The organism is Thermomicrobiales bacterium (genome assembly GCA_037045155.1).
Lineage (GTDB): Bacteria > Chloroflexota > Chloroflexia > Thermomicrobiales > CFX8 > JAMLIA01.
In genome coordinates, this window is sequence record JBAOIG010000005.1 from 47152 (window position 1) to 73641 (window position 26490).

At 61.6% G+C, this 26490-nt stretch carries 23 protein-coding genes, 1 tRNA gene and 1 pseudogene; 14 read left to right on the forward strand and 11 right to left on the reverse strand.

Going from position 1 to position 26490, the window contains the following annotated elements; translation table 11 throughout:
* The first annotated feature begins 19 nt into the window (after window positions 1–19).
* The gene (locus V9F06_10405; protein MEI2618017.1) at window positions 20–895 is read left to right on the forward strand and encodes a ParB/RepB/Spo0J family partition protein; all 876 of its coding nucleotides are present in this window, start codon (window positions 20–22) and stop codon (window positions 893–895) included.
* Between the two features lie 11 nt (window positions 896–906).
* On the opposite strand, the gene V9F06_10410 is transcribed toward V9F06_10405, so the two are convergent.
* From V9F06_10410 to ald, 3 genes are all read right to left on the reverse strand, one after another.
* Window positions 907–2316 (reverse strand): glycine--tRNA ligase, encoded by a 1410-nt coding sequence (locus V9F06_10410; GenBank protein MEI2618018.1) that lies wholly within the window; start codon window positions 2314–2316, stop codon window positions 907–909.
* A 93-nt stretch (window positions 2317–2409) separates the two neighbouring features.
* Window positions 2410–3339 carry a tyrosine recombinase gene (locus V9F06_10415; GenBank protein MEI2618019.1) on the reverse strand — a complete coding sequence of 310 codons (930 nt, stop codon included), beginning with the start codon at window positions 3337–3339 and terminating at the stop codon, window positions 2410–2412.
* Between the two features lie 79 nt (window positions 3340–3418).
* On the reverse strand, window positions 3419–4531 hold the full coding sequence (gene ald / locus V9F06_10420) for an alanine dehydrogenase (GenBank protein MEI2618020.1): 1113 nt from the start codon (window positions 4529–4531) through the stop codon (window positions 3419–3421).
* 264 nt (window positions 4532–4795) lie between these two features.
* On the opposite strand from ald, the gene rseP reads away from it, so the two are divergent.
* Together rseP and ispG are read left to right on the forward strand one after the other, a co-directional pair.
* Entirely contained in the window at window positions 4796–6124 is a 1329-nt protein-coding gene (rseP, locus tag V9F06_10425; GenBank protein ID MEI2618021.1) for an RIP metalloprotease RseP, read from the forward strand.
* Between the two features lie 84 nt (window positions 6125–6208).
* On the forward strand, window positions 6209–7330 hold the full coding sequence (ispG, locus tag V9F06_10430) for a flavodoxin-dependent (E)-4-hydroxy-3-methylbut-2-enyl-diphosphate synthase (GenBank protein MEI2618022.1): 1122 nt from the start codon (window positions 6209–6211) through the stop codon (window positions 7328–7330).
* 15 nt (window positions 7331–7345) lie between these two features.
* On the opposite strand, the gene V9F06_10435 is transcribed toward ispG, so the two are convergent.
* Window positions 7346–8695 (reverse strand): ATP-binding protein, encoded by a 1350-nt coding sequence (locus tag V9F06_10435; protein ID MEI2618023.1) that lies wholly within the window; start codon window positions 8693–8695, stop codon window positions 7346–7348.
* A 221-nt stretch (window positions 8696–8916) separates the two neighbouring features.
* Here V9F06_10435 and V9F06_10440 point away from each other — a divergent pair, with 221 nt between their 5' ends.
* Genes V9F06_10440 through V9F06_10450 form a run of 3 tightly spaced genes read left to right on the forward strand, consistent with a single transcriptional unit; the run spans window position 8917 to window position 11795 of the window.
* On the forward strand, window positions 8917–9861 hold the full coding sequence (locus tag V9F06_10440) for a carbohydrate kinase family protein (protein ID MEI2618024.1): 945 nt from the start codon (window positions 8917–8919) through the stop codon (window positions 9859–9861).
* Window positions 9858–10994, forward strand: a complete 1137-nt coding sequence (gene queG / locus V9F06_10445; protein MEI2618025.1) for a tRNA epoxyqueuosine(34) reductase QueG — start codon at window positions 9858–9860, stop codon at window positions 10992–10994. Before V9F06_10440 ends, queG begins: the two co-directional genes overlap by 4 nt.
* Before the next feature lie 18 nt (window positions 10995–11012).
* Window positions 11013–11795, forward strand: coding sequence for a type III pantothenate kinase (locus V9F06_10450; protein MEI2618026.1), 783 nt, complete (start codon window positions 11013–11015; stop codon window positions 11793–11795).
* On the opposite strand, the gene V9F06_10455 is transcribed toward V9F06_10450, so the two are convergent.
* A complete protein-coding gene (locus V9F06_10455; protein ID MEI2618027.1) occupies window positions 11781–12899 on the reverse strand; it encodes a M20/M25/M40 family metallo-hydrolase in 1119 nt (372 codons plus the stop codon). The genes V9F06_10450 and V9F06_10455 overlap by 15 nt on opposite strands.
* Before the next feature lie 213 nt (window positions 12900–13112).
* On the opposite strand from V9F06_10455, the gene fusA reads away from it, so the two are divergent.
* From fusA to V9F06_10490, 7 genes and pseudogenes are all read left to right on the forward strand, one after another.
* A complete protein-coding gene (fusA, locus tag V9F06_10460) occupies window positions 13113–15182 on the forward strand; it encodes an elongation factor G (protein MEI2618028.1) in 2070 nt (689 codons plus the stop codon).
* A gap of 83 nt (window positions 15183–15265) precedes the next feature.
* Window positions 15266–15715 carry a ribonuclease HI family protein gene (locus V9F06_10465; GenBank protein MEI2618029.1) on the forward strand — a complete coding sequence of 150 codons (450 nt, stop codon included), beginning with the start codon at window positions 15266–15268 and terminating at the stop codon, window positions 15713–15715.
* 150 nt (window positions 15716–15865) lie between these two features.
* A pseudogene (locus tag V9F06_10470) lies at window positions 15866–16216 on the forward strand (hypothetical protein).
* Entirely contained in the window at window positions 16213–16869 is a 657-nt protein-coding gene (locus V9F06_10475; protein ID MEI2618030.1) for a hypothetical protein, read from the forward strand. Before V9F06_10470 ends, V9F06_10475 begins: the two are co-directional and overlap by 4 nt.
* A gap of 68 nt (window positions 16870–16937) precedes the next feature.
* Window positions 16938–17014 (forward strand) — tRNA-Val (locus V9F06_10480).
* Between the two features lie 348 nt (window positions 17015–17362).
* Window positions 17363–19156, forward strand: a complete 1794-nt coding sequence (thrS, locus tag V9F06_10485; GenBank protein ID MEI2618031.1) for a threonine--tRNA ligase — start codon at window positions 17363–17365, stop codon at window positions 19154–19156.
* 115 nt (window positions 19157–19271) lie between these two features.
* Window positions 19272–20369, forward strand: coding sequence for an AI-2E family transporter (locus tag V9F06_10490; protein ID MEI2618032.1), 1098 nt, complete (start codon window positions 19272–19274; stop codon window positions 20367–20369).
* Between the two features lie 15 nt (window positions 20370–20384).
* Here V9F06_10490 and V9F06_10495 read toward each other — a convergent pair whose 3' ends face one another.
* A complete protein-coding gene (locus V9F06_10495; GenBank protein MEI2618033.1) occupies window positions 20385–20837 on the reverse strand; it encodes a hypothetical protein in 453 nt (150 codons plus the stop codon).
* A gap of 146 nt (window positions 20838–20983) precedes the next feature.
* On the opposite strand from V9F06_10495, the gene V9F06_10500 reads away from it, so the two are divergent.
* Window positions 20984–21343, forward strand: a complete 360-nt coding sequence (locus V9F06_10500) for a hypothetical protein (GenBank protein MEI2618034.1) — start codon at window positions 20984–20986, stop codon at window positions 21341–21343.
* Between the two features lie 202 nt (window positions 21344–21545).
* Here the strand turns inward: V9F06_10500 and V9F06_10505 are convergent, their stop codons facing one another.
* From V9F06_10505 to lysS, 5 genes are all read right to left on the reverse strand, one after another.
* Window positions 21546–22319, reverse strand: a complete 774-nt coding sequence (locus tag V9F06_10505; protein MEI2618035.1) for a c-type cytochrome — start codon at window positions 22317–22319, stop codon at window positions 21546–21548.
* Window positions 22320–22394: 75 nt separating this feature from the next.
* Window positions 22395–22973, reverse strand: coding sequence for a Rieske 2Fe-2S domain-containing protein (locus tag V9F06_10510; GenBank protein ID MEI2618036.1), 579 nt, complete (start codon window positions 22971–22973; stop codon window positions 22395–22397).
* Between the two features lie 58 nt (window positions 22974–23031).
* Entirely contained in the window at window positions 23032–23808 is a 777-nt protein-coding gene (locus V9F06_10515; protein ID MEI2618037.1) for a hypothetical protein, read from the reverse strand.
* A 50-nt stretch (window positions 23809–23858) separates the two neighbouring features.
* Window positions 23859–24587: a selenite/tellurite reduction operon b-type cytochrome ExtP gene (gene extP / locus V9F06_10520; protein MEI2618038.1), complete on the reverse strand. Its 729-nt coding sequence runs from the start codon at window positions 24585–24587 to the stop codon at window positions 23859–23861.
* Between the two features lie 354 nt (window positions 24588–24941).
* A complete protein-coding gene (gene lysS / locus V9F06_10525) occupies window positions 24942–26450 on the reverse strand; it encodes a lysine--tRNA ligase (protein MEI2618039.1) in 1509 nt (502 codons plus the stop codon).
* Window positions 26451–26490: the final 40 nt, after the last annotated feature.

Sequence of the window (26490 nt, forward strand, 5' to 3'; positions counted from 1 at the left end):
CTGGAAGGAGCTTCACAAGGTGGCGGCACGACGGGGCGGACTCGGACGCGGGCTGGAATCGTTGATTCCCGGAATCGGGGCCGACGATGCTGCTGGCGGCTCGCTATTGATCGACGTTGGCGCTCTGGAGCCCAACCCCCACCAACCTCGAGTCAGGTGGGATGCGGAGCAGCTCGAAGCGCTTGCTGGCTCGATACGCGAGCATGGCATCATCCAGCCAATCGTCGTCACTCGCGCGACCGGAGATGTCCCATACCAGATCATTGCAGGAGAGCGGCGTTGGCGCGCAGCGCAGCTGGCCGGCCTGCGCTCGGTCCCGGTGCTCGTCCGCGAGGCTACACCGGCCCAACTCCTTGAGCTTGCGCTGGTCGAGAATGTTCAACGAGCGGACCTGAACCCGATCGAGGAAGCGCTCGCGTATCGCCAGCTATCGACCGAGTTCGGACTGACGCAGACGGTGATCGCCGATCGCGTCGGCAAGAGCCGGCCCGCAATTGCGAACGCAATCCGGCTGCTGTCGGCCCCCGAGTCGATCCGGGAAGCGGTTGCAAACAACACCATCACCGCCGGACACGCCAAGGCAATGCTGGCGATTGACGACGTCGCCACACAGGAGCACCTTCTCCGGCAGGTTATCAACGCCGGCCTGAACGTGCGGGAAACCGAGCGGCTGGTCCAACGCGCAACCGAAGCGTCACGCCGGACCCGTGTCCACGTCGATCGGCCGGCCGACCCCGCCGTCAGGGCCGTCGAGTTACGCCTACAACACGCACTCGGGACGCGGGTCGAGCTCGTCCGCCGGGGCGAGGCCGGCAAGATAACGATCGACTTCCACTCCGACGAAGAGCTCAACGCGATTCTGGAACGTATCGCCGGGATCGAAGACGAGATCTAGCGGCGTCGTTCTCAGCCTGCCGCGCGCACCTGCGCACTGATGTACTCAACCACCTCAGCGATCGGAAGCCGAATCTGCTCCATGCTGTCACGCTCGCGGATGGTCACTGCCTTGTCATCCAGTGTGTCGAAGTCGACCGTGACGCAGAATGGCGTTCCGATTTCGTCTTGCCGGCGATACCGCCGCCCGATGCTCTGCGTCTCGTCATATTCGGTCGAGAATCGCTGGCGAAGCTCGTGATACAACGGCTCAGCAACCGCCGCCAGCTCCGGCTTCTTGGACAGCGGCAGCACGGCTACCGTATATGGGGCAAGCGACGGATGAAACCGCATGACAACTCGCGTCGCCGCCTCTCCCTTGGCGTCCGGAGTCTCCTCGACGGTGTATGCGTCGCACATCACCATCAGCATCGTCCGGTCGACACCAAACGTCGGCTCGATAACGTGTGGCAGATACCGTTCATTGCGGGCCTGGTCGAAATACGTCAGGTCCTCGCCCGAGTGTTCCTGATGCCGACCGAGGTCGAAATCCGTCCGATAAGCGAGACCGGATAGCTCCTTCCAGCCAATCGGGAACAGATACTCATAGTCCATCGTCCGCCTGGAGTAGTGCGAGAGCTCCTCGGCATGATGCTCGCGGCGTCGCAGCCGGGCCGAATCAATTCCGAGCGAAAGGAACCATGCGCCCTGAGCAGTAGCCCATTCCTCGAAAGAACCCTGCCAGTCGTCCGGCCGGATGAAATACTCGATCTCCATCTGTTCGAACTCGAGCAGCCGGAAGATGAAATTTCCTGGTGTGATCTCGTTCCGAAACGCCTTGCCGATCTGCGCCATGCCGAATGGCACCTTCATGCGGCTGGACTGCAGCACATTCTTGTATTGAATGAAGATATTCTGCGCCGTCTCAGGTCGTAGATAGGTAGTCGTCGCAGTCTCATCGACTGGGCCGATCAATGTCCGGAACATCATGTTGAATGCGCGAACTGGCGTCCAGTTCTGATTCCCGCAGGTAGGGCATCGAATCCCCAGCTCCTGGATCATGCGGCTCAGGTCATCGAACGTCTTGCCCTCGACCGGTGAGCCCGTCGCGTCTTCCACCAGTGCGTCCGCACGAAATCGACTGCGACAAACGCGGCAGTCGGTCAGTGGATCGTTGAATTCGGCAACATGTCCGCTTGCTTCCCAGACTCGGGGGTTCAGCAGGATACCACCGTCAATGCCGACCATATCCGACCGCGCACGGACGAACGTCTGCCACCACGAGCGCTTGATGTTGTTTCGCAGCTCGACGCCGAGCGGCCCATAATCAAATGTGTTGGCAAGGCCACCGTAGATGTCGCTCCCGGGAAACACAAACCCGCGCCGCTTCGCGAGCGATGCTAATTCCTCGAGCGTCACGTTCGGTCTGGTCGGTTCGTTCACGGACTGACTGACCCCTTCATCATTCAACAGAAACGGGCGAGACCGATGTCTCACCCGCTGATCGGCGATCGGCTCCTCGCGTTCGGTCTGACGCTAAGCAGTCTCCGCCAGATTGCCATCGCCCACGCCCGCGACACGACCGGGCGCGCCGTTACCGTTCGACCCGGCAGCAAGATCAGAGGCAACCTGATGGTAGACCTGTGTCGTCGAGATGCTGACATGCCCGAGCACACGCTGAATGTCACCGAGCTCCCGACCCTTCGTGAGCTCGTGAGCGGCGAAGGAATGTCGGAGAGTATGTGGCGTTATGTCATTAATCCCGGCTCGGTGCGCGTATTGCTTGAGAATCAGCCAGAAGCCCTGGCGGGTCAGGCGAGTGCCACGGTGGTTCAGAAAAAGCGCCATCTCCTCCGGATTACGACAGATGGCCGGCCGGCCGGTATCGAGATATTCGGCGACTGCTCTGGCTGCGGTAGCCGGCACTTCAATGACCCGCTGGCGATTCTGCTTTCCGGTGCAACGCACCGTGCGACCATCGAGGTTCAGGTCTTCGACATCCAGACTCACAAGCTCCGACACGCGCATGCCGCTCGAATACAACAGCTGGAGCATGGCGCGGTCGCGGATCGATTCCGGAGTGCAGACCTTCGCCGGCTCGTCGAGCAGCACCTGGACCTCGTGTTCGGGAAGCGCTCGGGGAGCGTACTTCTCGACGCGCGGCGCGCTTAGCTGTTCGGACGGATCGGCGCGCAGGTCACCATTACGCGTCATGAACCCGAAGAACGACTTGACAGCAGCCGTCTTCCGGGCGACGGTCGAGGTTGCGTACTCACGTTCACGAAGATCGAGGACGTAGGATGTAAGATGCGACGGTTCCACCTCGGGCCACGATTCGAGCGCGTGGCGATCCTGCAGGTAGCGGACGAACTGGCCGAGATCGTTCCGATATGCCGAGACGGTGTTGGCCGAAAACTCGTTCTCAATTTCCAGTGCGCCGAGGAAGTTCTCGATGTTATCGCGCATGCCTGATTCCTCTCGGGTATTCACCCAACGTGCGAAGTCGCAACAGGAGAGCGTCGCTCCTTCGCCATCGGCGGGTGGTCTAGGCGAGAAGGCTTTCGATCGGTTCTGCGTTCATGCCGAATGCCTCTGCGACCGCCGGATACGTGACGTGACCCCGATAGACGTTGACTCCCTTGGCCAGAGCCGCGTCCTGGCGAATCGCATCGAGCCCGTGATCGGCGAGCCGAAGACCGTATGGCAACGTTGCGTTCGACAACGCCAGGGTACTGGTGCGCGGCACGGCGCCCGGCATGTTCGTCACGCAGTAGTGAACCACACCGTCAACGACGAAGGTCGGGTCGCTATGGCTGGTGGGGCTGGCTGTCGCAATGCACCCACCCTGATCGATCGCAACATCGACGACGACTGCCCCATCGCTCATCGAGCTGATCATCTGACTCGTCACGAGCTTGGGCGCCTTCGCGCCCGGGATCAGGACAGCGCCGATCACCAGGTCGGCTCGGGAGATCGCCTCCGCAAGCGTCGCACTACTGGACGCGAGCAGATTGATCCGGCCATGAAGGACATCATCGAGGTAGCGAAGGCGGTCGAGGGAAATATCAAGGATCGTCACATTCGCGCCCATCCCGAGCGCGACCTGCGCGGCATTGGTGCCAACGACGCCACCGCCGACGATGACGACCTCAGCCGGCCGGACACCCGGCACCCCGCCCATCAGAACGCCACGTCCGCCGTTGACCTTCTCAAGGTAATACGCGCCAATGTGGACGGCCATCCGGCCGGCAACTTCGCTCATCGGCGTCAGCAACGGCAACGATCGATTTGGAAGCTCGACTGTCTCGTATGCGATCCCGACGACTCCGCGATCGATCAGAACGCGAGTGAGCTCGGGCTCGGCGGCGAGATGCAAGTAGGTGTAGAGCACCTGATCTTCACGCATGAGGTCATACTCGGGGTGAATCGGCTCTTTCACTTTGACGATCATGTCGGCGCGGGCGAAGACATCGGCATGAGTGTCAGCGAGATCGGCGCCAGCGGCCACATACTCCGCGTCGCTGAAGCCACTTCCTACGCCGGCCGTCGATTCAACAAGCACCTGATGTCCGTGAGCAACATACTCACGAACGCCCGCCGGGGTAGTGGAGACGCGGTTTTCGTTGTCCTTAATCTCCTTGGGGATTCCAACAATCATGCAGATCGACCCCTTCCCCTACCGATTGCGAATCGGTCTCTCGCCGCTCGGTGACTCCCGTCAACCGACCTCGGCCCGCCTCAAATCGCCGTGGTCCACAACCGCGTGATTCTAACATAACGCTTCGCCGATTCTGGCGCTCCGATTGCACCCTCCGTAACCCGGCGTATTGCGTTGGGTTGTCCAGAACGGTACGATTTTTGCGAAACCGTCACCGATCGGTTGTCGGCGGCGTCGGTTCCTCGACCTCGTAGAGAGTTAGCTGTGACCTTTCTGAACGCCCTTTGGATCGTTCCGATTCTCGGTATTCTGATCTTCATCCACGAGCTCGGGCATTTTGTGATGGCGCGACGCGCGGGTGTGCGCGTCGAGGAATTCGGGTTTGGCCTGCCTCCCCGAATCTGGGGCGTCAAGCGGGGCGACACGATTTACTCCATCAACCTGCTGCCGGTCGGTGGATTCGTCCGCGTGCTGGGCGAAGACGGCAAGTCGAACGCGCACGACAGCATGCAATCAAAGACCGCTGGGCAGCGCGCCCGCTTTCTGGCGGCAGGCTCTGCAATGAATCTGGTCGCAGCTGTCGTTCTGATCGCGGTGCTCATCGGCGTCCAGGGACGAAGCAGCGACAACGTCTATGTTGTGAACGTCAACCCGGGCTCGCCAGCGGCTGACGCCGGCTGGCAGAGCGGTGACCGGTTCCTGCAGATCAATGGCGCAACCATCACCAGTAGCGACGAAGTGTCGCGGTTGACGACGAGAAACGCCGGCCGTGCGACAACAGTCACGCTCGACCGAGCGGGTGAGGTCATCACCACGACCATCACGCCTCGGGAGAACCCGCCGGCCGGCCAGGGCCGTACCGGCATCACGCTCAGCTCCGCGCCCAATGCGACGATCCATGTCAATACGGTTCCGAGCGATAGTCTCGCCGCGCAGGCAGGCTTTCACGCGGGCGATATTATCCAGAGCGTCGATGGCCAGCCCGTGCCCGATTATCTCGCCTACGCGCTTGCTCTTCGCAACCGTGCCGGCGGGGATGCCCAGATCCAGGTACAGCGCGATGGCGCACCGGTCACGCTGACCGCCGCTATTCCCACGGACCTGCCGGTGGATCGCGAGCCCCTTGGCGCAGACCTCACCCAGCAGTTGCACTTCGAGCGCGTCTCTCCAATCAACATCCCGCTCGAAACCGTCCGCACGTTTGGCTCGACAATGCGGCAGATGGGTTCCGGTCTCATGAGCCTCGTCCGTGGCTCCACATCGCTCGGCGATGTGGCCGGGCCAATCGGCATGGGTCAGCTCACGTCTGAGATCATCAGTCGGAGCGCGATGCCGCTCTGGGTTACGCTGACCAACTTGACGATCATCCTGTCACTCAATCTTGCCTTGCTGAATCTCCTCCCGTTGCCGGCGCTAGACGGTGGGCGGCTCCTCTTCGTCCTGATTGAGGTGCTGCGCGGCGGAAAGCGTGTCCCGCCAGAGAAGGAGGGTGTCGTGCACTTCGTCGGGCTGATGCTCCTTCTGACGGCGATGTTTCTGATCGCGTTCGTCGATATCAACCGCATCATCAGTGGCAGCTCGTTTCTTGAGTAGAATCGCGTTACCGGAGCGTCCGTCGTCACGGTCCGTGCGGCGGCTCGCGACAGCTCCGAACGCAAACCGTCCAGGAGGTAGTCCGTGACAGTCCTCGCTCCCCGTCGTCTCACTCGCCCGGTTCAGGTCGGCAACGTCCGGATTGGCGGTGGCGCGCCTGTCGTTGTCCAATCGATGGCGACTGCTGATACCCGTGACCCGCAAGCGACACTACGCCAGATCAACGAGCTTGCGGAGGCGGGATGTGAGATCGTTCGCCTCGCGGTCCCGGACCGTAAGGCCGCGGCGGCCCTGCCTGACATCGTGCCGTATTCTCCGGTGCCGCTGATCGCCGACATTCACTTCGAGCACACCCTTGCGCTCAAGGCGCTGGACGCCGGAATCCACGGCCTCCGCCTGAATCCCGGCAATATCCGCAAGCACGATGATGTTGTCGAGGTTGTCGAGAAGGCCAAGGAACGCCGGGTTCCCATTCGGATTGGCGTGAACTTCGGGTCGGTGCCGCCGATGACCGAGGAGTTCGTCGACGAGATGGCGGCGCAAAACGCCACTCAGGCCGAACTCCGCGCCGAGCACATGGTCCGCACGGCGTTGGGTCACATCCGCATCCTCGAGGAGCTCGACTACCACGAAATCAAGATATCGCTGAAAGCATTCGAAGTGCCGGTCATGCTCGAAGCCTACCGGCGAATGGCCCCTCGTGTCCCATATCCATTCCATCTCGGCGTCACCGAAGCTGGCACGCCGCGCGCCGGTAGCGTTCGATCCGCGGTAGGCATCGGTACATTGCTCGCGATGGGGATTGGCGACACGATCCGTGTCTCGCTGACGACCGACCCGACCGAGGAAGTCTTCGTCGCGTACGAGATCCTCAAAAGCCTTGAGCTGCGTCAGCACGGCGCGACGATGATCGCCTGCCCGACCTGCGGGCGGGTCGAGGTCGATCTCTTCAAGCTTGCCAATGAGGTAGACGAGTACATCGCGCAGATCAAGGAGCCGATCCGCGTAGCCGTCATGGGCTGCGTCGTCAACGGACCCGGTGAGGCGCGTGACGCCGACGTCGGAGTTGCCGCCGGCCGCGGCAAGGGAGTCATCTTCCGCAAGGGCAAGATCGTCAAGACGGTCAAGGAAGACGAGATCGTCGATGCGTTGAAGGGCGAGATTCAGGCGATTCTTGCCGAACGCGAGGCGGCAGTGACTTCCTGACCCTCCGATGTCGAACTACTGACGCACACGAGGGGCCGCGTCTCTTGTGCCGTCTGGAACCGAGATTCGGAACGTAGCGCCGGAACCGGGCTTGCTCTCAACGGCAATCTTGCCGCCATGAGCCAGGGCGACGTGCTTGACGATCGCAAGGCCAAGCCCAGTGCCCGGCTCCGATCGCGACCGATCGGACTTGAAGAATCGTTCCCAGATTCGGTCGATATCCGCTTCCGCTATTCCCTCGCCATCGTCCGCGACAGTAAACGTCGTCTCAGCGGCCGCCTGCGTGACTCCCACCTCAATCCGGCCTCCCTCGGGCGTGTGGTCGATGGCGTTTGTCACCAGGTTGATCAACGCATGCTGGAGGCGTTTGCCGTCGGCGCGGATCGGCGCGAGAGCGTCCGCCGGCGCGACAGTCAGGTTGATCCCGGCCTGTCCAGCGCGAGGACGCAGCCGGCTGATTGCGACGTCGACCAGCTCGGCAGGATCAACCGTCTCGTAACGCAGGCTCTCCGAACCCCTCTCAAGTTGGCTGATATCCAGAAGATCGTCGACCATCGCGGTCATCGAATCGATCTCTTCATCGATCGCCGCGATAACTTGTCGAACTTCCGCATTGTCTGGCTGCAGATCGAGAATTGTGCCGGCCATGACTTTGATCGCACCGAGTGGCGGCTGCAGCTCGTGCGAGACGCTCGCAACGAACTCCCGTCGAATATCCTGCAGCCGATGAAGCTCCGTGATATCTCTCAGCACAACGAGCGCCTCGCGGGGGAACTGGTTGATCCGGACAACGATCGCATTCATCACCCGCGAATCCCCGAGTAACGCGATCGTGCGCTGTCCGTCCTCGCCTGTCTCCAGCGCGTGTCTGACCAGATCGTCGAGCTGGTGATCCCGAACCACCCGGATGAACGAGCGGCCGGCCGGATTTCGGCCGCCGAAGATCTTCGCAGCAGCGAGATTCCCGTATGTCACAACCCCGTGCGCATCGACCTGGATTACTGCGTCGCGCATTCGATCGAGCACGTTACTCAGATGACGAACTCGCTCGGATTCCTCAGCCCAGCGCGCGCTTGCGGATGAGACGAACGCCTCCGCGTGATGCAACGCCTCGTCGATCTCGTCGCCATTGTCACGTGGCCAGGAGACAACCTGTCCAGCGCGACCGGGAGCAAACTGCCGCGAAGCGATCAGCTGGAGTTGGGCAAGCCGCGCCAGCGCTCGCTGCGCAAACACCGCCGCGAGCACCACACCCGCCACAAATCCGAGAAGCGTAAAGGCCCAGTAACCGGTGAGCGCTTCGAGCGCGCCGCCAATCGCGACGATTGCCACCGGGGCAAAGAACTGATAGATCAACGATCGCACTAGAGATCCCCTCGATCCGGCACACAGAGCCCGCACGGGCATCAACGTCACCAGCTGATTGTGGTGAATCGACGCTGGCCGCCATTCGCTGCCGCCCAGGCCGTCCCGCGACTCGCTCGCCGCTGCATTGTATCCGCGCGCCTGTCGCGGCGGATCGGGCTATCCTATACGTCAGGCCGAAAGCCACGGTCCGTGCCGCCATACTGAGGGTCGGAATGATCATGCGACAAGGGATTGCAGCGCTTGGGCTGTGCTCGTGGGATCAGTTTATCGTCACCGAAACGTACCCGGGTCCCGGTGAGTATGCAATCGTGCGCCAGCAATTCGAGCAATCAGGCGGCACAACTGGCAACGCCTGTGCTGCGATGGCGCGGCTGGGCGTTCCGGTCATGTTCGTCACCGCTGTCGGAGACGACCCACACGGCGCTGCGCTTCTCGGCGATCTGCGCCACGAGGGCTGCGATGTGTCGCGTGCGATCATCCGCACCGACGAGTCGTCCGATACCGGTATCATCGTCGTCTCGGGATCTCCCGCCCATCGGGATCGCACAATCTTCTGGATTCAGGGCGCCAAACCGCAGCACGGCGACCACCTGCCGGTCGATGAGATGCTCGACCATCCGTGGGTACTACTGGATATCAACGACGCTCGCCTGCGGAGCTTCTTCCTCGATCTACCCGCCCACCAGAGCCCGCGTACGAAGCTGTTCGGCACGATGACGTATCTCGTCGAGATGAATCCTGCCGACGGTTGGCATCATGCGCTGCGTCACGATGTCATCGCTGGCAACGTCCGTGAGCTGCTGACTCTGACCGGTGAGCCAACGCTTGACGCCGCCTTTGCGCGCGCTCGACGCGATCTCGTCGCTAATGCATGCAACAGGATGTTCGTCTCACACGGCGCCAATGGTGCATACCTGATTCAACCAGCCGGTATCGAGCACCTCGGGGCCTTTCCGGTTGATGTCGTCGATACGACGGGGGCCGGCGACGCGTTCGCGGCGGGCTGCCTCTGGGGCCTGCTCGACCGTGCGCCCAACGCCGAGATCATGCGCAGAGCCAACGCGCTCGGCGCGCTTGCCTGTCGCGGCCTCGGGGCTCGCTCGGCACTCCCGACACGCGACGAGGCGTTGGCATTCATTGCTGCCAACGGCCAGTCCCAATGACGGAGGCCCTATCTCGGGCCGAGCTTCGCGAGATGGCGCGTGAGAGCGGGCTCGACATTCTCGGCGTTACCGGCCCGGAGCCGTTTTCCGATGCCGAACACTACATCGTCGACCATATCGAACGCGGACACACACGCGGCATGGATTGGTTCACCGTCGCGCGCGCGAGAGAATCGTGCGATCCCCACACCCTGCACGATACAGTCCAGTCGATTGTCTCCGTCGGTATCCCCTTCTGGACAGGTCTATCGAAGCCGCCCGACGACGGGATCCTGCGCGGCCGGATCGCTCGCTACGCCTGGGGGCGTGACTACCACAAGACTCTCAAGCGCCGGATGACGGCGCTGGTAGCAACGATTGAGAAGATCGTTGGCCGGCCGGTGGAAGCCCGAACGCTGAGCGACACAGCTCGGATTGTCGATCGCGCTGTCGCCGCGCGAGCTGGAACGGGATGGGTCGGCAAGAATTCGATGATCATCGTGCCTCGTCATGGCTCCTGGGTCATGCTCGGTGAGATCATGCTCGACATCCACATCACTCCCGACCTCCCGCTTGCCCAGGACTGTGGGCGCTGTCGGATCTGTCTCGATCGCTGCCCGACCGGCGCGATCGTCGAGCCATATCGCATCGACGCTCCACGCTGCGTCTCCTACCTGACCATTGAGGAACGCGGCCCGATCCCGTTCCAGCTTCGTCCCCTCCTCGGCAACCGGGTCTTCGGCTGCGACACCTGCCAGGATGTCTGCCCGTACACATCTGCCGCACGGCCTGCGCACGATCCGGATTTCGAGCCTGTGACGATCGAAAATGCCTTCCCGTCGCTTGAGCGACTTGCGACGATGACCAGCGCCGACTTCTACGCAACGTATAGCGGCACCGCCGTTATCCGCGCCAAACGATCCGGGATGGCCCGCAATGCCGCGATCGCGCTCGGCAACAGCGACGATCCGCGCGCCGAACCGATCCTGATCCAGATGCTCCGCTGTCACGATGAACCACTAGCGCGCGGGCATGCGGCCTGGGCGCTCGCCCATCTCACCGGGGACGAGAGTCATCGCCCATTGACGCTAGCGCTGCAATCCGAACCCGATCCGTCTGTCTGCGTGGAGATCCGCCAGGCGCTCGACGCCTGAATCAACTGGAGGGCTCAGATGCTGTTCCTGGTCGATATCGGCAACACGAATGTCAAGCTTGGCGTTGTCCGGGAGGGAGAGCTCGTCGCGCACTGGCGTGTAGCGACGAACCGGACGAGCATGCCCGATGAGTGGTGGGTCGTCGTCACGACACTGGCCGGCGCCGACGGGATTCGACTGGATCAGATCGAAGGAGCAGTCATCAGCAGCAGCGTGCCCTCGGTCACACCGTGGATCACGACGATGGTCCGCGAACGAGTCGGCATCGAGCCGATCGTCGTCGGCTCGCAGACGAACCTCGGGATCACGATCGATATCGACAACCCGCACGAGGTCGGTCCGGACCGCCTTGTCGATGTCGCTGCTGCCTATGCGATGTTCGGCGGCCCGACCCTCGTCCTCGATTTCGGCTCTGCCACCACGCTAAATGTTGTCACCCGCGATGGTCGCTTCATCGGTGGCGCGATCGCGCCCGATATTCGGGCCGCCCACGATGCGCTGGTGTCCAAAGCGGCGCGGCTGAGCAGCGTCGAGCTGGAGTTCCCGGCGCGCGTCATCGGCCACAACACAATCACAGCAATGCAGTCCGGAATCATGTTCGGCTACGCCGGCCTCGTCGAGGGACTGATCGACCGGATCGACGCCGAGCTTGGAGAACGGACAACCGTTATCTCCACCGGCGGATTCGGCGGCGTCTTCCTGGAACACTGCTCCCGCATCAGCCAGTATGTGCCAGAGCTAACACTCGAAGGACTGAAGCTGATCTGGAACCGATCGCAGAAGACATCACCCCCAGGCTGAGGTCAGGAATCCCAGATCGACGTCAGGACCGAACCGACGAGCGGACGACTCCAGAAGCTCCAACGTATCAACGACGTCATTGAGATCGAGTGTCTCAACCGGTGAGTGCGAGTACCGCCGGGCGATGTTCACGACTCCCGTCGGAATGCCATCCCGCACGAGATGGACGGCCGACGCGTCGCTCGTCCCGCCATAGAACAAGGCCTCCTGGAGTGTGATTCCCGCGGCATCTGCCGCCTCACGCAGGAAATCGCGCATGCCGGGGTTGATCAGATGCCCGGCCGCTCCGCCGACGCTTGCCAATCCGAGAACCGGCCCGCCGCCGATTCGCATCCGCAGGTCCCGGTGAAAATCGACATCGGGCGTGCCACCCGATGGCACGGTATCGACGACGATCGCGGCAGCAGGATTCAGCCGATGTGCCGCCATGCGCGCCCCACGTAGACCAACCTCCTCCTGCACCGTCACAACGCAGTACAGCGTGCAGCCGAGCGATGTACCCTGTAATCGTTCCGCCAGAGTCACTAGCAACGCGCACGACACGCGGTTGTCGAGCGCCTTGCCACTGACACGGTCCGGGTTAGCGAGCCATTCCATCGGCTCGTCATACGCCACCGCGTCCCCGACGCGAATACCGAGATTCTCAACCTCAGCGACAGTATCGAAGCCCATGTCTACATAGAGTTCGCGAAACGATGGCGCCCGCCCACGTTCATCAGCTGTCTGAATGTGGCCGGCCTTCACCCCGATAACGCCGCGGTGGCCGCGTACCCGAACATGCCGGCCAATCGCCAGCGTCTCGATAAGGCCGCCGACACGCTCGATTCGCAGCATCCCGCTCGGCTCGATCGACTTCACCAGCGCGCCGATCTCGTCAGAGTGCGCGGAAATCATGAGTGTCGGTCCGCTGCCCTCGGCATTGATCCGAGCATAGAGATTCCCGAAGGAGTCTATCGTCACGTCTTCGGCAAATGGCATGAACAACTTGCGCAACTCCGACACGACCGCCTGCTCGTGGCCGGCGACCCCATCGAGGCCCGCGAGCTCCGCAAGCAGCCTGCCGATCGACTCCTTCAGCATCTGTCGCTCTTCGCTGGTCTCCATTGTGTGCCCCTTCCCGATCATCCGGCCCCGCCTCGGTATAATACCCCTGCACCCGATACGCACGGTTGCCGGCGGTCCCCGGAGATACCGGGGCGACCACAACAGATCCAGGCGCGAGCCTCCGTCGCGGCCCCTGGTCAGCATCAACAGGGGTGGTCTCCGGACGCGGCGGTCTCCACAGGGCTTGCGGCTACGTTCGGGAGGTGGATTGTGATGACGTACCCCGTCGAACGCATCAGAAACATCGGTCTCTTCTCACATGGTGGCGCTGGTAAGACGTCAATGGTCGAAGCCATGCTGTACTCCAGCAAAACCATCAATCGGCTTGGCCGAATCGAAGAGGGCAACACCGTTTCCGACTGGGATCCCGACGAGATCAAGCGCGCAATCTCTATCGGGGACAGCATCGCCCCGCTGGAGTGGAACGACTGCAAGATCAACCTGCTTGACGCGCCCGGCTACGCGGACTTCCTTGGCGAAGTCAAAGCAGCTATGCGAGTGGTCGACACCGCCCTCGTGCTTCTGGATGCCTCGGCCGGCGTTGAGGTCGGCACCGAGTATGCCTGGCGCTTCGCCCGAGAGCGGAACCTGCCCTGCATTGTCGCGATCAACAAGATGGATCGAGAGAATGCCGACTTCGGGGCCGCCCTGCAGTCGGCACAATCACTCCTGGGGAATAACGTCGTTCCACTCTCTATCCCGATCGGCAGCCAATCAACCTTCCGAGGCATCGTCGATCTCCTGCACATGCGCGCGGAGCTGTTCGCCGACGACAAGAGCGGCGCGACAACCGAAGGTGAAATCCCGGCCGATATGCTCGACGCGGTCGAGACCTACCGGCTCGCGCTGGTCGAAAAGATCGCAGAAAACGACGAAGAGCTGATGCTCCGATACCTCGAGGACGACGAGCTGACTCCAGACGAGCTTGCCGCTGCGCTGCGCGCATCGGTGCGCCGTGGGGAGATCGTTCCTGTCCTTGCTTCTGCCGCGACTGCCAACAGAGGCATCAACAGCATCCTCGACGCAATCGTCGATTTCGCCAGCCCGCCGGGGCCAACGACCGCCCGAATCGCCAACGGCGACGAGGTCTCGCTCGCCGCCTCTGTTGGCGAACCGGCGGCAGCGTTGGTCTGGAAGACCATGGCCGATCCATTCGTCGGCCGGCTGACGTACTTCCGTGTCTACGCTGGCACGCTCAAGTCCGACTCGCATCTCTGGAACACCACCCGTAATCGCGACGAGCGTATCGGCCAGCTGTATCTCATCCGCGGCAAGGAACAGATTGCCGTCCCGGAAGTTGGGGCGGGCGATATCGGCGCGGTGGCGAAGCTGGCTGAGACCAGCACCGGTGACTCGCTGTGTGATGCGTCGCGGAAGGTGGTTCTGGCGGGCATCCAGTTTCCCGCGCCCCTGTTCACGGCGGCCGTGTCACCACGGTCGAAGTCGGACCTCGACAAGATGGGGTCATCGCTCCAGCGACTGGTCGAGGAAGATCCGACCCTGAAGCTCGGACGAGACCCCCAGACTGGAGAGACACTGGTCAGTGGCCTGGGCGAGAGTCACGTCCAGATCGCGCTGGAGCGCATGGCGCGCAAGTTCGGCGTGAACGTCGAAATCGGGTTGCCGACCGTCCCCTATCGGGAGACAATCCAGCGCGCGGTCACCCACATTGAATACAAGCACAAGAAGCAAACCGGCGGTCACGGGCAGTATGGGCACGTCTTCATCGACATGGCGCCGAGCGAGGGTGACTTCGAGTTCGACGAGACGATCTTTGGTGGGTCTGTCCCCCGACAATACATCCCCGCCGTCGAGAAGGGCATTCGAGAAGCGCTCGGTGAAGGCATTCTCGCAGGGTTCCCGGTCGTCAACATCAAGGTAACGCTTACCGATGGCTCGTACCACGCGGTCGACTCCTCCGAGATGGCGTTCAAGCTCGCCGCCTCGCAGGCATTCAAGAAGGCAGCGCAGTCGGCGAATCCTGTCATCCTCGAGCCGGTCATGAAGCTCGAGGTTACCGTGCCCGAGGGGTACACCGGAGATGTCATGAGCGACCTGACGACCAAGCGCGGTCATGTCACCGGCATGAACCCCGGCGATGATGGCACGACCACGATCGTCGCGGATATCCCGGCTGCCGAGATTCAGCGATATGCGACCGATCTGCGATCGATTACCCAGGGCCGCGGAACGTTCCGGGTTACCTTCGATCACTATCAACAGGTCCCAGCGCACCTCACGTCGTCAATCGTCGCTGCCCACAAGACTCGACACGACGGGTAGGATCGGGTTATCCAACGCAGAAAGACCGCCCGCGGGCCGGCCTGTTCGTTCGAACAGGCCGGCCCGCCCACGAAAGGCACACGATGACCGCCGGTTCGCGTAGCCCCGCCAGTAATCAGCGGCAGTTGCTCGACGCCAACATCACACTCGTATTCGACGGTGGATCTCTTGGCAATCCCGGAAAGGGATATGGCTCGTTTATCGTCCAGGGACTCATCGAGACGCCTCAACCCGTCAGGCTGGAATTCTCCGGCCGGCGAACCAACAACGAAGCCGAGTACATGACATTGATCGAAGGGTTGCGGCAGATTGCCGCTCGCGCCGAGGCCGACGGGCATCGGTTGAATGCCATAATGATTCGCGTCTATAGCGACTCGAAGCTCGTGGTCGAGCAGGTGTCTGGCCGCTGGAAGGTGAAGAGCGAGGGGTTGAGACCTCTTCATGCCGAGACGCGCTTGCTCCTTAGCCGCTTTGGGTCATGGGAGCTGTCGTGGCATCCGCGCGCCGAATCAGTTCGCCGCCTCGGTCACTGACGCATGATCGATTCTCCCACCACACCCGAGACCGAGCTGCGGATGTTGCCCCTTGTTCTCGAGACTTGCGACGGCGAGTCGATCACGATCCGCGGTGGTCCGGCGCTGATTCTGGTCTATCGTGGTCACTGGTGAGCTCACTGCCGGAGACAGCTCGGCGAGCTGTCCACTGTTGCCGACACACTCCGTCTATTTCGGGCGCGCATCATCGCGATCAGCGCGGATAGCGAGGCAGGCTGTCGATCGATGGCAGAGATGACTCGTCCCCCGATCGAGCTCTTTCGCGATCCCGAAGCTCGCTGGATCCGCGCAATCAGTCGGTACGACCCAGGCGAACATGAGCACCTCGCGGCGCTGCCTGCGATGTTCGCCATCGACGAGGGCGGACAGGTTCGCTATCGTTACCTCAGCCGAAACGCGGGCGATCGTCCCTCGACGGCGTTGCTGCTCCTCGCGGCCGAGTCAATTTCTGGCATACCTAGTGGATCGGATCGATCTTGAACCATCCCAACGGTCATGTACGACAGCGCGTCGCATCACTCTCGCTGACGATTGCGCTCGGATACATCCCGGTAGTCATGCTGACCTCGTCACTAGCATTTCGCCGGTCGAAGCCGAAGCCCACTCACGACGACGCGTTCGCCGATCTGTTCGGCGTGCTAGCCACCCTCTACCAGGCCGCAGCGCAGATGAAGACGGAATGGCAGAACAACTGGGTTGCGCGTGCCGCCGATAAATTGCCACTCCGCTACGGCTTCGGAAGCGCGATCGCCGAAAGCGGCGGCCATGACGTCCGATTTGCCACACGGCTCCTGCAACGCAATCGCTGGAAGGCACGGATCGATCCGCTCTTTTCCGCGACCGATATCACGAGGCTCGCGGACTTTGAATCGGTGGCCGGCTCGATCTCAGAACAACTGGCGCTGCTTGTGAGCACGCACCGGAATCGGCTTCGTGACGACGAGATTGACTGGATTGTCGCGGCAATCGAACAATTCGACGGGGCCACCCGGCACCGTCGAAAGGCTGCAGCGGTCGGTCACCTTACACCCCATGACATCGCCGCGGCAGTCTATCAACCGATCTACATCGCAATCCAGTTGAGCAATCGATTAGCCGAACGACTGTTCCGCGAGTGGGAAGCCGAACAGTAACCCGGCCCGCCGGCGCGCGCCCCGGTGTGTTGTGACCTTCGCCTGCGCCATGCTATGATTCCCCGCGCGGGCGGTTAGCTCAGCTGGTTAGAGCGCTACGTTGACATCGTAGAGGTCACTGGTTCGAGTCCAGTACCGCCCACCACATCCCAGGCAGGCAACGACCGGGACGAGTACCGGGACGGAGGCCACCAGAGACGCGGGATCACTGTCTGCAAGTCCCGCATGGCCGATGACCGCGAAAACCACCCGTGAGCCGGGCACCGAACCTCTGGTTGGTAGGCTGCCCCGACTGCCCTCGTTATCGGGCAACCCGAGCGACGCACTGCGTCGGAAGCAGGGTGGAACCACGCCAGACGCCTACAGCGCCTGCCGTCCCTTATGGATGGCAGGCGTTTTGTGTTGTCCCGCCGAAGGGACTGCGACGATCGACGAGACGCTTATCAGCGGGGGTTGCCTGGCAGCCCATGGAGTCAGAAAGGGACGATACACAATGTCCGATCACGCATCCGTATCAACCGACATTCAGACGGCAGTCGACAACCCCGAAGAGCTGGATCTCGCCAGGATGAGGCATTCCGCAGCTCATGTCCTCGCCGAGGCAATGCTCGAGATCTTCCCGGGCGCCGGTCTCGCGATCGGGCCGGCAATCGAAAATGGCTTCTACTACGACTTCGAGCTCCCGCGTTCGCTCACGCCAGAAGACCTCGACGACATCGAAAAACGCATGCGAAAGCATATCTCCGCACCCGAACGATTCCAGCGCGCGGAGCTCAGCCGAGCAGACGCGCTCGCAGCTTTCGCCGGCCAACCCTACAAGCTGGAGCTCATCCACGACCTGCCTGAGAATGAGGTCATCTCGACGTACACCAATGGCTCATTCGTCGATCTCTGTCGCGGGCCTCATGTTGAGGACACCGGCAAGATCGGCGCGTTCAAGCTGATGAGCATCGCGGGCGCATACTGGCGGGGCGACGAAAAGCGACCGATGCTGCAACGCGTGTACGGCACCGCATGGAAAACGCAGGAGGACCTCGATGCCTATCTGCACCAGCTCGAGGAAGCTCGCCGGCGAGACCATCGCAAACTGGGGCGCGAGCTCGGCCTGTTCACCATCTCAGATGAAATCGGAGCCGGGATTCCGATCTTCTTCCCGAAGGGCGAGATACTCCGATATCTCATGGAGGGCTACGTCCGGGACGTTCAGACGCGTTACGGGTATGACCACGTCTGGACGGGCCACATCGTCAAGGAGGAGCTCTACCGCCGCTCTGGCCATCTGGAGCACTACTCCGATGTCATGTTCCCACCGATGGACGACGAGGGAACGGTCTATCGGCTGAAGCCGATGAACTGCCCGTCACACATGACATTGTTCAATCAGCAGCTTCACTCATATCGCGAGCTCCCCCTACGATACGCCGAGTTCGCCACACTCTACCGTTATGAAAAGTCCGGCGAGCTGAGTGGGCTGACGCGTGTCCGATCGCTCACGCAGGACGATTGCCATATCTTCTGTACGCCGGATCAGATCGGCGTCGAGTTCGGTCGAGCGCTCGATCTGATCTCCGAAATTCTTGCAACCTACGGAATGACGGACTATCGCATCCGATTATCTCTGCGTGGTGAAGAAGGCAAGTACGTCGCCGACGACGACAAGTGGCAACAGGCCGAAGACGCGCTACGGGCCGCGCTGGATGCCAAGGAGGTCGCCTACGACCCGGTCGAAGGCGAGGCCGCGTTCTATGGCCCGAAGGCGGACTTCATGGCCAAGGATGCGCTCGGGCGGGAGTGGCAACTGTCGACGATCCAGGTCGACTTCATTCAACCCGAGCGGCTCGGCTGCAAGTACATCGGCGAAGACGGGCACGAGCACACGCCGGTCGTCATTCACCGTGCGGTGACCGGATCGACCGAGCGCTTCCTCGGCGTGATGATTGAGCACTTCGCCGGCGCGTTTCCCGTGTGGCTCGCGCCGGTCCAGGCAATCATCATTCCGATCGCCGACCGACATCAGACATATGCCGAGAGTGTTGCCCAGCGACTACGAATGCGCGGGTTCCGCGTCGAGGTGGATCTCGGCAGCGATCGCATGCAGAACAAGATCCGTGTTGCGCAGCAGCAAAAGATCCCGTTCATGCTGGTTGTCGGTGACAAAGAAGCTGAGGCAGATGCGGTTGCCGTCCGTTTGCGCTCTGGAGAAAATCTCGGCGCAACGCCAGTCGAACAATTCATCAACCTTCTCGGCGGACTCGTCGATAGCAAGTCACTGTCGCTCGTCGAGTAGCCATTGATTCCTCGTATCCTCCGGGTGCTGGCGGCAGTCCGCCAGCGCCCGAGCGACCGGTGGCTAGCGCACGGATGAAGGGCACGGGATGTTACCAGAGGATCGTCGTGAGCGGATGCGTCGCTACCGGCTGTGGCTGGTTGTCGGCAGTCTCCTGCTTGTCACCTGGACTCTCTGGACTGCCCGTGAGGCGCTCTTCCCGTTTATCATCGGGCTGACAGTCGCCTACCTGCTCCAACCCCTCGTCAACCGCGTTCAACGCATGATTCCACCACGCGGCGTTCTGGTTCGGATCCGACGCACTCTCGCGGTGATCGTCGTGTACGGTGTTGCGCTCGGCGTCCTCGGTCTTAGCCTCTACGTGTTCGGAACCCGGATCGCACACGAGACGATTGACCTCGTAGAGAACATGCCCGGCTATGTTGACATGGCGCGTGATGAGTTCCAGTCCTGGAACGACTGGTATCTGGAGACAATCCCGGCAAGTGTTCGCCTGAAAATCGAGGAGAACCTCGACGAGGCCGGCCGCGTGGCTTCGTCAGCGATCCAGGCGACCCTCCTCGCGACGGTCGGCACCGTCCAGAGGGCAGTCGGACTGATCGCTGGGCTGGCTCTCCTGCCACTCTGGATCTTCTATCTGCTCAAGGACCAGGGTAAGGCGTTCGACTTCTTTTACCGGCTCTGGCCACGTCCGCTGCAGCGCGATGTTCGCAATATCGTCGGCATCGTCGACGGCGTCCTCGGGTCATACATTCGCGCCCAACTGTTCCTCGGGGTCGTTGTCGGAGTCGTGACGCTGATCGGGCTGGTCGTCCTTGATATTAAGTACGCCGCGCCACTCGCGATCCTTGCCGGGATCTTCGAGATGGTTCCGATCCTCGGACCCTGGCTATCGTTCATCGCAGCCGCGATCGTCGTGCTCGCAACCGACCCTGGGAAGATCTGGATCGTCGCGATCCTCTTCCTGTTGATCCAGCAAGTCGAGAATACGTTTCTGGTGCCCAAGATCCAGGGCGATGCTGTCGATATAAACCCGGCAGTCATCATGGTGCTCCTGGTCGTCGGCGGCGCGCTGATGGGCGTCATCGGTGTCGTCGCAGTCGTGCCTCTTGCTGCGATCGCGAGAGACGTTTTCATCTACGTCTATAACCGGCTGACGGAGGAAGCTCACAGCAGCGACGCACTCCCCCCTCACGGCCATATTCCCGAATAGCCTCCAGTTCGGAGGCTACCGTCGGATATCCGACTCATCCGCGGCGAAGATCGACGCGAGCTCGGCAATGAATCGCTCGTCGTCATCGATCTCCATCTGGTAGGCGGCATCATCCGCGCCGAGGGGGCTTGCGGGGAGCGAGAAGCGCACCCAGCCCTCGGCAGCCGCCACACACACGAACTCGGTCACCCGGATTTCAAATTTCGCGTAGGTGACTGGCGGCGCGAGAATCTTGTAGTACCGCTCGCCCATCCCGTTCGCGGTCCAGATTTGACGGATCATCTGACGGTGACGCGCTGCGATTCCCGACGTGCTCAGCTCCTGCGCGAGAAAGCCGCGCACGAACGCTGACATCCAGCCCAGCTCACGCATCTCATCGGAGCAGATCGGACAGAGCCCGCCCGGAGCATCCGGATAGTCAAATGAACGTTTGCATCGGTAACACCACAGGAATGTGCGCTTTGCCATGGTCTATGCTAAACCGCCTCGAATGCTGGATACTTGCCAGCGGCCACTGTCTCGTTTCGGCTGATTCGATTGAGGCCAACGCGTCAGCGGGATGACCCGGCAAGGCCCCGCATCAGTTGATCCATCGCCAAGGATACAGGAGACTAATGCTCGCACTACATAACGCCTTGTACACGACGCTATTGATGCTGACGGGCGGGCTCACGGTGTGGGCCTTTTTTCTGCTAATCACTGGACGTCCGATCGACGGAGCCTATCGGTCGACATATGTGCTGATGATCGGCGCTGCGATCGGCCAGGGCATCGTTGGGATCGTGATGCTCCTGGAGGGTCTCCGACCTGGACAGAGCTTTCACTTCCTCTACGGCATCAGTCTGGTTGTGTTCACCGGATTCGGCTACGCCTGGGCAACGCGGGGGGACGCCAGACGGGAGACCGTCACATTGGCTGTTGCCGCGCTCGCCGCGTTCGGGCTGATCCTTCGAGCGGCCGCGACCGCCCACTAAGTGAGCGGTCGCGTCTCTCAGGGCTTCATTGCGACAGGCGCCAGCCGAAGTCTATTCCTCGTCGGATTTCCGGTCAGCCCAGCGCTGGACGACATGTGTCAGCCAGATGCCGACGATCATCAGTGGGAAGACGAGCAACAGCTCCATCTGCTCGGTTGCGCGAAATAGCATCGGTCGCCCTCTCTTCGCCTGTGTGACGGCGCTACTGCAGCGTCTTAATGAAGGCGATGACCGCGTTGATTTCGTCATCGCTCAACTGGAACGGCGGCATGACCGGCGCGAAGCCCTTCACGATCTTGGCTCCGGGCTGAAGAATCGATTCCTTGATGTACGCGTCGTCGGCTGTCACCGTCGACCCGTCCTCGAGCGTCACCTCGTGACCGTAAAGTCCCTTCCAGGACGGTCCGGTCTTCGGCGTGCCGTCGATTGAGTGGCACGCGGCGCACTTCTCCTGATAGATCTGCTGGCCCTGCTGGGCGAGCGGGTCCGAGATAGGCGACGCTGCCGATGTGGGCACCGGCGGCGGTGTCGGAGCAACGCCACCATGTTGCGACAGGACATATGCGTCGACCTTGGCCCAGTCACCGCTGTGGATCAGGTTCAGCACATCAGTAACCTGCTGCTCGGACAGCGGGCCACCGTCTGCCTGTCCCCAGGCGGGCATGATCGTCGGGCCGCCGCGCTCCAGAGTCTTGCGCAACACTGGCTCGCGCTGATCCCAGGCGGTTCCGGCTTCCTGGTTCAACGCGACATTCAGCGGGACACCTCGGCGTCCCTGTGCGCTGCCGTCCGGTCCGTGACATTCAACGCAGAACTGCGAGAAGATCGCCATGCCCCGGTCGACCGACTCGGTGAGCTTTTCTTCCTCAGCTGAGCTCCGCCGGTGTGGTTCGTTGAAGAGGTAGATTATGACCAGCGACGCAATGACGACCAATCCGATCGCAACAAATGCCGCTTGACGTTGAGACGATCCCACTCGCGTTAGTCTCTCTCTACCTTCATCACCAGCGAACCGGTGATCCGAACGCCGACGATCCCAGCGATGCGACCGCTATCCAGGAAGCTTGGTCGCCTCATTCGGATGGAACTCCTGTCGCTCGATAACGTGATCGGGATTCGTATCTACAACGAGATTCGATCCCTCGATTGTGATCGGAAACAGATCCATTGCACGCGGGGCTGGCCCGGCGATCCGGTTGCCATGTCGATCGTAGACCGACCCGTGGCACGGGCAGTGGAAGTCGCCTTCTCCGGCATTCCACGGCACTGTGCAGCCCAGGTGGACGCACTTCCAGTACAGTGCCAGAACGCCGTCGTCATTGTTGATGATGTAGAACTTGCCGTCGCGATTCACCAGCGGATCGGCGCCAACAGCAGGCACCGCCGAAATCGGCACATTGATCGGCTTGCCAAACGCCCCGGTCTTGTTCGGCCAGAAGAACACAACAAAGCCGCCGGCCAACTCAAGCAAAACAATCCCGACGCTGCCCAATACCGTATTCCGCAAGAACGAGCGACGAGTCACACGCCGTGTCCCGACACCTTCATGCAGTCGGCTCAGCAGTGCCGCGATCCCTGAAATGACCGGCGCCAAGACCAGTCCTGTGATCGTCCGCAACAGCGCTACCATCCGAAGTTCCTCACTCCTTGACGCGCCCTGGGTCGGCGCGTGCATCCACTCGCGCCGACTAGTGATGTGCCGCGTGCTGCAGATCCACCCACGGCCAGTACAGCTGCAGCGCCATGCCGTAGCCTCGGAAGAACGTCCCCATGATCGTCAGGAAGAAGTAGGTCGCTACGAAACCGGTAAACAACCCGATGATCAACTCTCGTCGTGTTGGTCGGTAGATTCTCTGGAGCAGCACGACCAGAATCAGTGAGAACGCGATCATGACGATAACCGGGATCACCTTCTCATAGATGATCTCTGGCACCTTGCCCTGCAGCGACTTGGTGACGCCGATGTAGGCGTCGAACATGATCAGGCCGAACTCGACGACGACAGTGAAGATCGCGGAAAACCAGACGATCTTCTTGCCTTTGTCTGACGTAAACAGCACGCCGACCCCGAGTGGCGATCGATCGACGAACGGAATCGCTGCGATCAGCACGAGCGCAGCAGTTGGCACGATCACGCCGGCCAACGCCGGGTGCATGTGCAGCAGGAGCTCCTGCAGGTTCAGGAAGTACCACGGCGCTTTCGCCGGATTCGGCGTAACCGTCGCGTTCGCCTGCTCAACGAGCGGCGGGTTGAACATGAACGAGAGTCCGAGGAGCAGGACGAGGAAGATAACCGCGCTCAGCGCCTCGACAACCACCAGCGAGGGCCAGACCATGACCTCGTCTTCCGCGAGATCGGTCGGCCGCGCCGCGGTCCGCCCTCTTACAAGCTCAAGCAGTCGCTGGCGTTTCTCTTCGCTGATGCTCGGCGCCTCTACAGCGCCGGATCGTGCAACTTCAGCCACTGGTGCTACCCCTTCTTCGCCCCATCAGTCGATCTGAGTCACGACCAGGTCTACATCGGACCCGAGATGCCGCCGTCCTTGCGAATACGCCAGAAGTGCACGGCCATCATCACTGCTGCAACGAGCGGCAGGAAGATCACGTGGAGCGTGTAGAACCGAATCAGTGTGCTCTGGCCAATCTCCAGGTCACCAACGAGCAGGAACTGCACTTTGGGACCAATGAGCGGCGCGGCCTTCGCCATGTTCGTGCCGACCGTGATTGCCCAGTACGCGAGCTGATCCCATGGAAGAAGATATCCGGTGAACGACAGGAGAAAGGTCAGGAAGAGGAGGACGACCCCAACGACCCAGTTGAACTCCCGCGGCGGCTTATACGAACCGGTGTAGAAGACACGGCACATATGCAGGAAGACGGCGATCACCATGCCGTGCGCGGCGTAGCGATGCAAGTTGCGCATGAGCTGCCCGAAGGTGACCGAGGCTTCAATGTCCTGCATGTTCTGCCACGCCTGGTTGGTCGATGGGACGTAATAGAACATCAGCAACACGCCGGTCATGACCAGGATCAGGAACATGAAGAACGAAAGGCCACCGAGGCAGAACGTGTAGGTGACCTTCGTCGCGTAGCGTTTGATCTTCACGGGATGAAGATGCAGGAAGACGTTCGAAGCGATGATCAACGCCTGGTTGCGCTGAGTATCGGGATATCCGTGTCGCACGATCGAGCGCCAGAGTGCGCTGCTTGTCACACGATCGGCGATCGTCTGCTCTCGTCGCATCGTTCCCCTCGTCTCAGCCCGCGAGTCCGCGGCGCCAACCCATCGACCCCGTACATCCGACCGCGACGCCCGATCGACCAACCGACCAGGATCGCTGTTCGTGCCTGCGACGTGACATGTTACCCGATCTTCAGGCCAGGCTCAGAATGATGAGCGACACCAGCGATGTTTGGCCTGTGGAACGAGTAACGCGCACCCCCATCGGTCGGGACGCTACCCGACGATCTGTGGGGAAATCTGTGGCGCAGTATAGCATAGGCCAATCGCTGCGCCAGACGTTCAACCGACAACCTTCGCGCCGTCGTTGTCGACTGCACGCGCCCTGCGCATGCATCCGCGTATCTGCCCGACGCTCTAGTGATGACTTCCTTCGTTGTGCGCGGATCTGGTCCGCAGTTGCGGGAATAGAATCACCTCGCGAATCGACTGCTGATCTGTGAGGAGCATCGCCAACCGATCAACACCGATCCCGAATCCGCCTGTTGGCGGCATGCCGTACATCAGAGATCGCACATAGTCCTCGTCGATCGGCATCGCCTCTTCGTCGCCCTGTGCCCGGTCCTGCGCCTGCTCAAGGAACCGCGCCATCTGGTCCATCGGGTCGTTGAGCTCTGAATACGCGTTGCAGAGCTCAATCCCACCGATGAACACCTGGAAACGCTCCACGATTCGCTCCGACTCAGGCGACTGCTTGGCGAGCGGAGAGAGTTCCACCGGGTAGTCGATCAGAAACGTCGGCTGGATCAGATGGGGCCGGACGAACGTCTTCATGAGCTCATCGACGATCCGGGGCCAGACTGTCGTCGGCTCGACATCAGCGCCGCGCTCCCGTGCGAGCTCATACAGCGTCTGCTGATCGCGCACCTCGGTGAAGTCGATACCGGTCGCCTCGAAAATCGCGTCCGCCATTCGCAGCCTGCGCCATGGTGGCGCGAGGTCTATCTCGTGGCCATCGTAGGTGATCTGGGTCGTGCCACGAACCTCCTGCGCAACACCCGAGACCATGCGCTCGGTCAGGTCCATCACGTCGCGATAGTCAGCGTAGGCCATGTAGAACTCGAGTTGCGTGAACTCCGGGTTATGTCGTGTATCGACGCCTTCATTCCGGAAGTCCTTGCAGATCTCATAGACCCGCTCGAAGCCGCCGACGATCAATCGCTTCAAATAGAGCTCATCGGCAATACGGAGGTAAAGTGTCTGGTCGAGCGCGTTGTGGTAGGTCGTAAACGGCCGCGCGTGGGCGCCACCGTAGATCGGCTGCAGTGTCGGGGTCTCGACTTCGAGGAACCCCTCGCCATCGAGAAACCGGCGGAGCGCGGTGATCATTCTCGCGCGGGTGACGAAGATGCTCCGCACGCCCGGGTTTGAGAACAGATCTGCGGATCGCTGGCGATAGCGAAGCTCAGTGTCTGTCAATCCATGCCACTTTTCGGGTGGCGGTGTGACAGCCTTGGAGAGCATCGTCCACGACGCCGCTTCGACAGTCACTTCGCCGGCCCTGGTGCGGAACAGATGACCCGCGACCTCAATGAAGTCACCGAGGTCCACCATGTGGATGAACCGATCGTAGTTCTCCACGCCGACGATATTCGCGCGAAGATACACCTGTAAACGCCCGTGGCCATCTTCAATGTGGGCGAACGTCGCCTTGCCCATCTGGCGAAACGACATGACCCGGCCGACCACAGCGACTTGCTCCGGGTCACGTCCATCTGGCCAGCCACCCTCGCCCGATTCGTACCTCACGAGCACGTCACTGGCCGTGTGGGTTCGCGTCGATCGTGCCGGATATGGTTCGATCCCCTGTTCTCGCAGCGCATCCACCTTCGCCAGGCGGACGAGCTGCTGCTCACTCATCTCCATGGAACACCCCCCTTGTAGATACGTCGTCTCAGCGCGTGAA

Excerpts from the sequence above, each read along its gene's own strand:
- V9F06_10415 (MEI2618019.1), bottom strand. The coding sequence starts at position 3,339 with ATGCGCGATAACATCGAGAACTTCCTCGGCGCACTGGAAATTGAGAAC.
- ald (MEI2618020.1), bottom strand. The coding sequence starts at position 4,531 with ATGATTGTTGGAATCCCCAAGGAGATTAAGGACAACGAAAACCGCGTC.
- V9F06_10440 (MEI2618024.1), top strand. The coding sequence starts at position 8,917 with ATGCGACAAGGGATTGCAGCGCTTGGGCTGTGCTCGTGGGATCAGTTT.
- queG (MEI2618025.1), top strand. The coding sequence starts at position 9,858 with ATGACGGAGGCCCTATCTCGGGCCGAGCTTCGCGAGATGGCGCGTGAG.
- V9F06_10450 (MEI2618026.1), top strand. The coding sequence starts at position 11,013 with ATGCTGTTCCTGGTCGATATCGGCAACACGAATGTCAAGCTTGGCGTT.
- V9F06_10455 (MEI2618027.1), bottom strand. The coding sequence starts at position 12,899 with ATGGAGACCAGCGAAGAGCGACAGATGCTGAAGGAGTCGATCGGCAGG.
- fusA (MEI2618028.1), top strand. The coding sequence starts at position 13,113 with ATGACGTACCCCGTCGAACGCATCAGAAACATCGGTCTCTTCTCACAT.
- V9F06_10465 (MEI2618029.1), top strand. The coding sequence starts at position 15,266 with ATGACCGCCGGTTCGCGTAGCCCCGCCAGTAATCAGCGGCAGTTGCTC.
- thrS (MEI2618031.1), top strand. The coding sequence starts at position 17,363 with ATGTCCGATCACGCATCCGTATCAACCGACATTCAGACGGCAGTCGAC.
- V9F06_10490 (MEI2618032.1), top strand. The coding sequence starts at position 19,272 with ATGCGTCGCTACCGGCTGTGGCTGGTTGTCGGCAGTCTCCTGCTTGTC.
- V9F06_10495 (MEI2618033.1), bottom strand. The coding sequence starts at position 20,837 with ATGGCAAAGCGCACATTCCTGTGGTGTTACCGATGCAAACGTTCATTT.
- V9F06_10500 (MEI2618034.1), top strand. The coding sequence starts at position 20,984 with ATGCTCGCACTACATAACGCCTTGTACACGACGCTATTGATGCTGACG.
- V9F06_10510 (MEI2618036.1), bottom strand. The coding sequence starts at position 22,973 with ATGGTAGCGCTGTTGCGGACGATCACAGGACTGGTCTTGGCGCCGGTC.
- extP (MEI2618038.1), bottom strand. The coding sequence starts at position 24,587 with ATGCGACGAGAGCAGACGATCGCCGATCGTGTGACAAGCAGCGCACTC.
- lysS (MEI2618039.1), bottom strand. The coding sequence starts at position 26,450 with ATGGAGATGAGTGAGCAGCAGCTCGTCCGCCTGGCGAAGGTGGATGCG.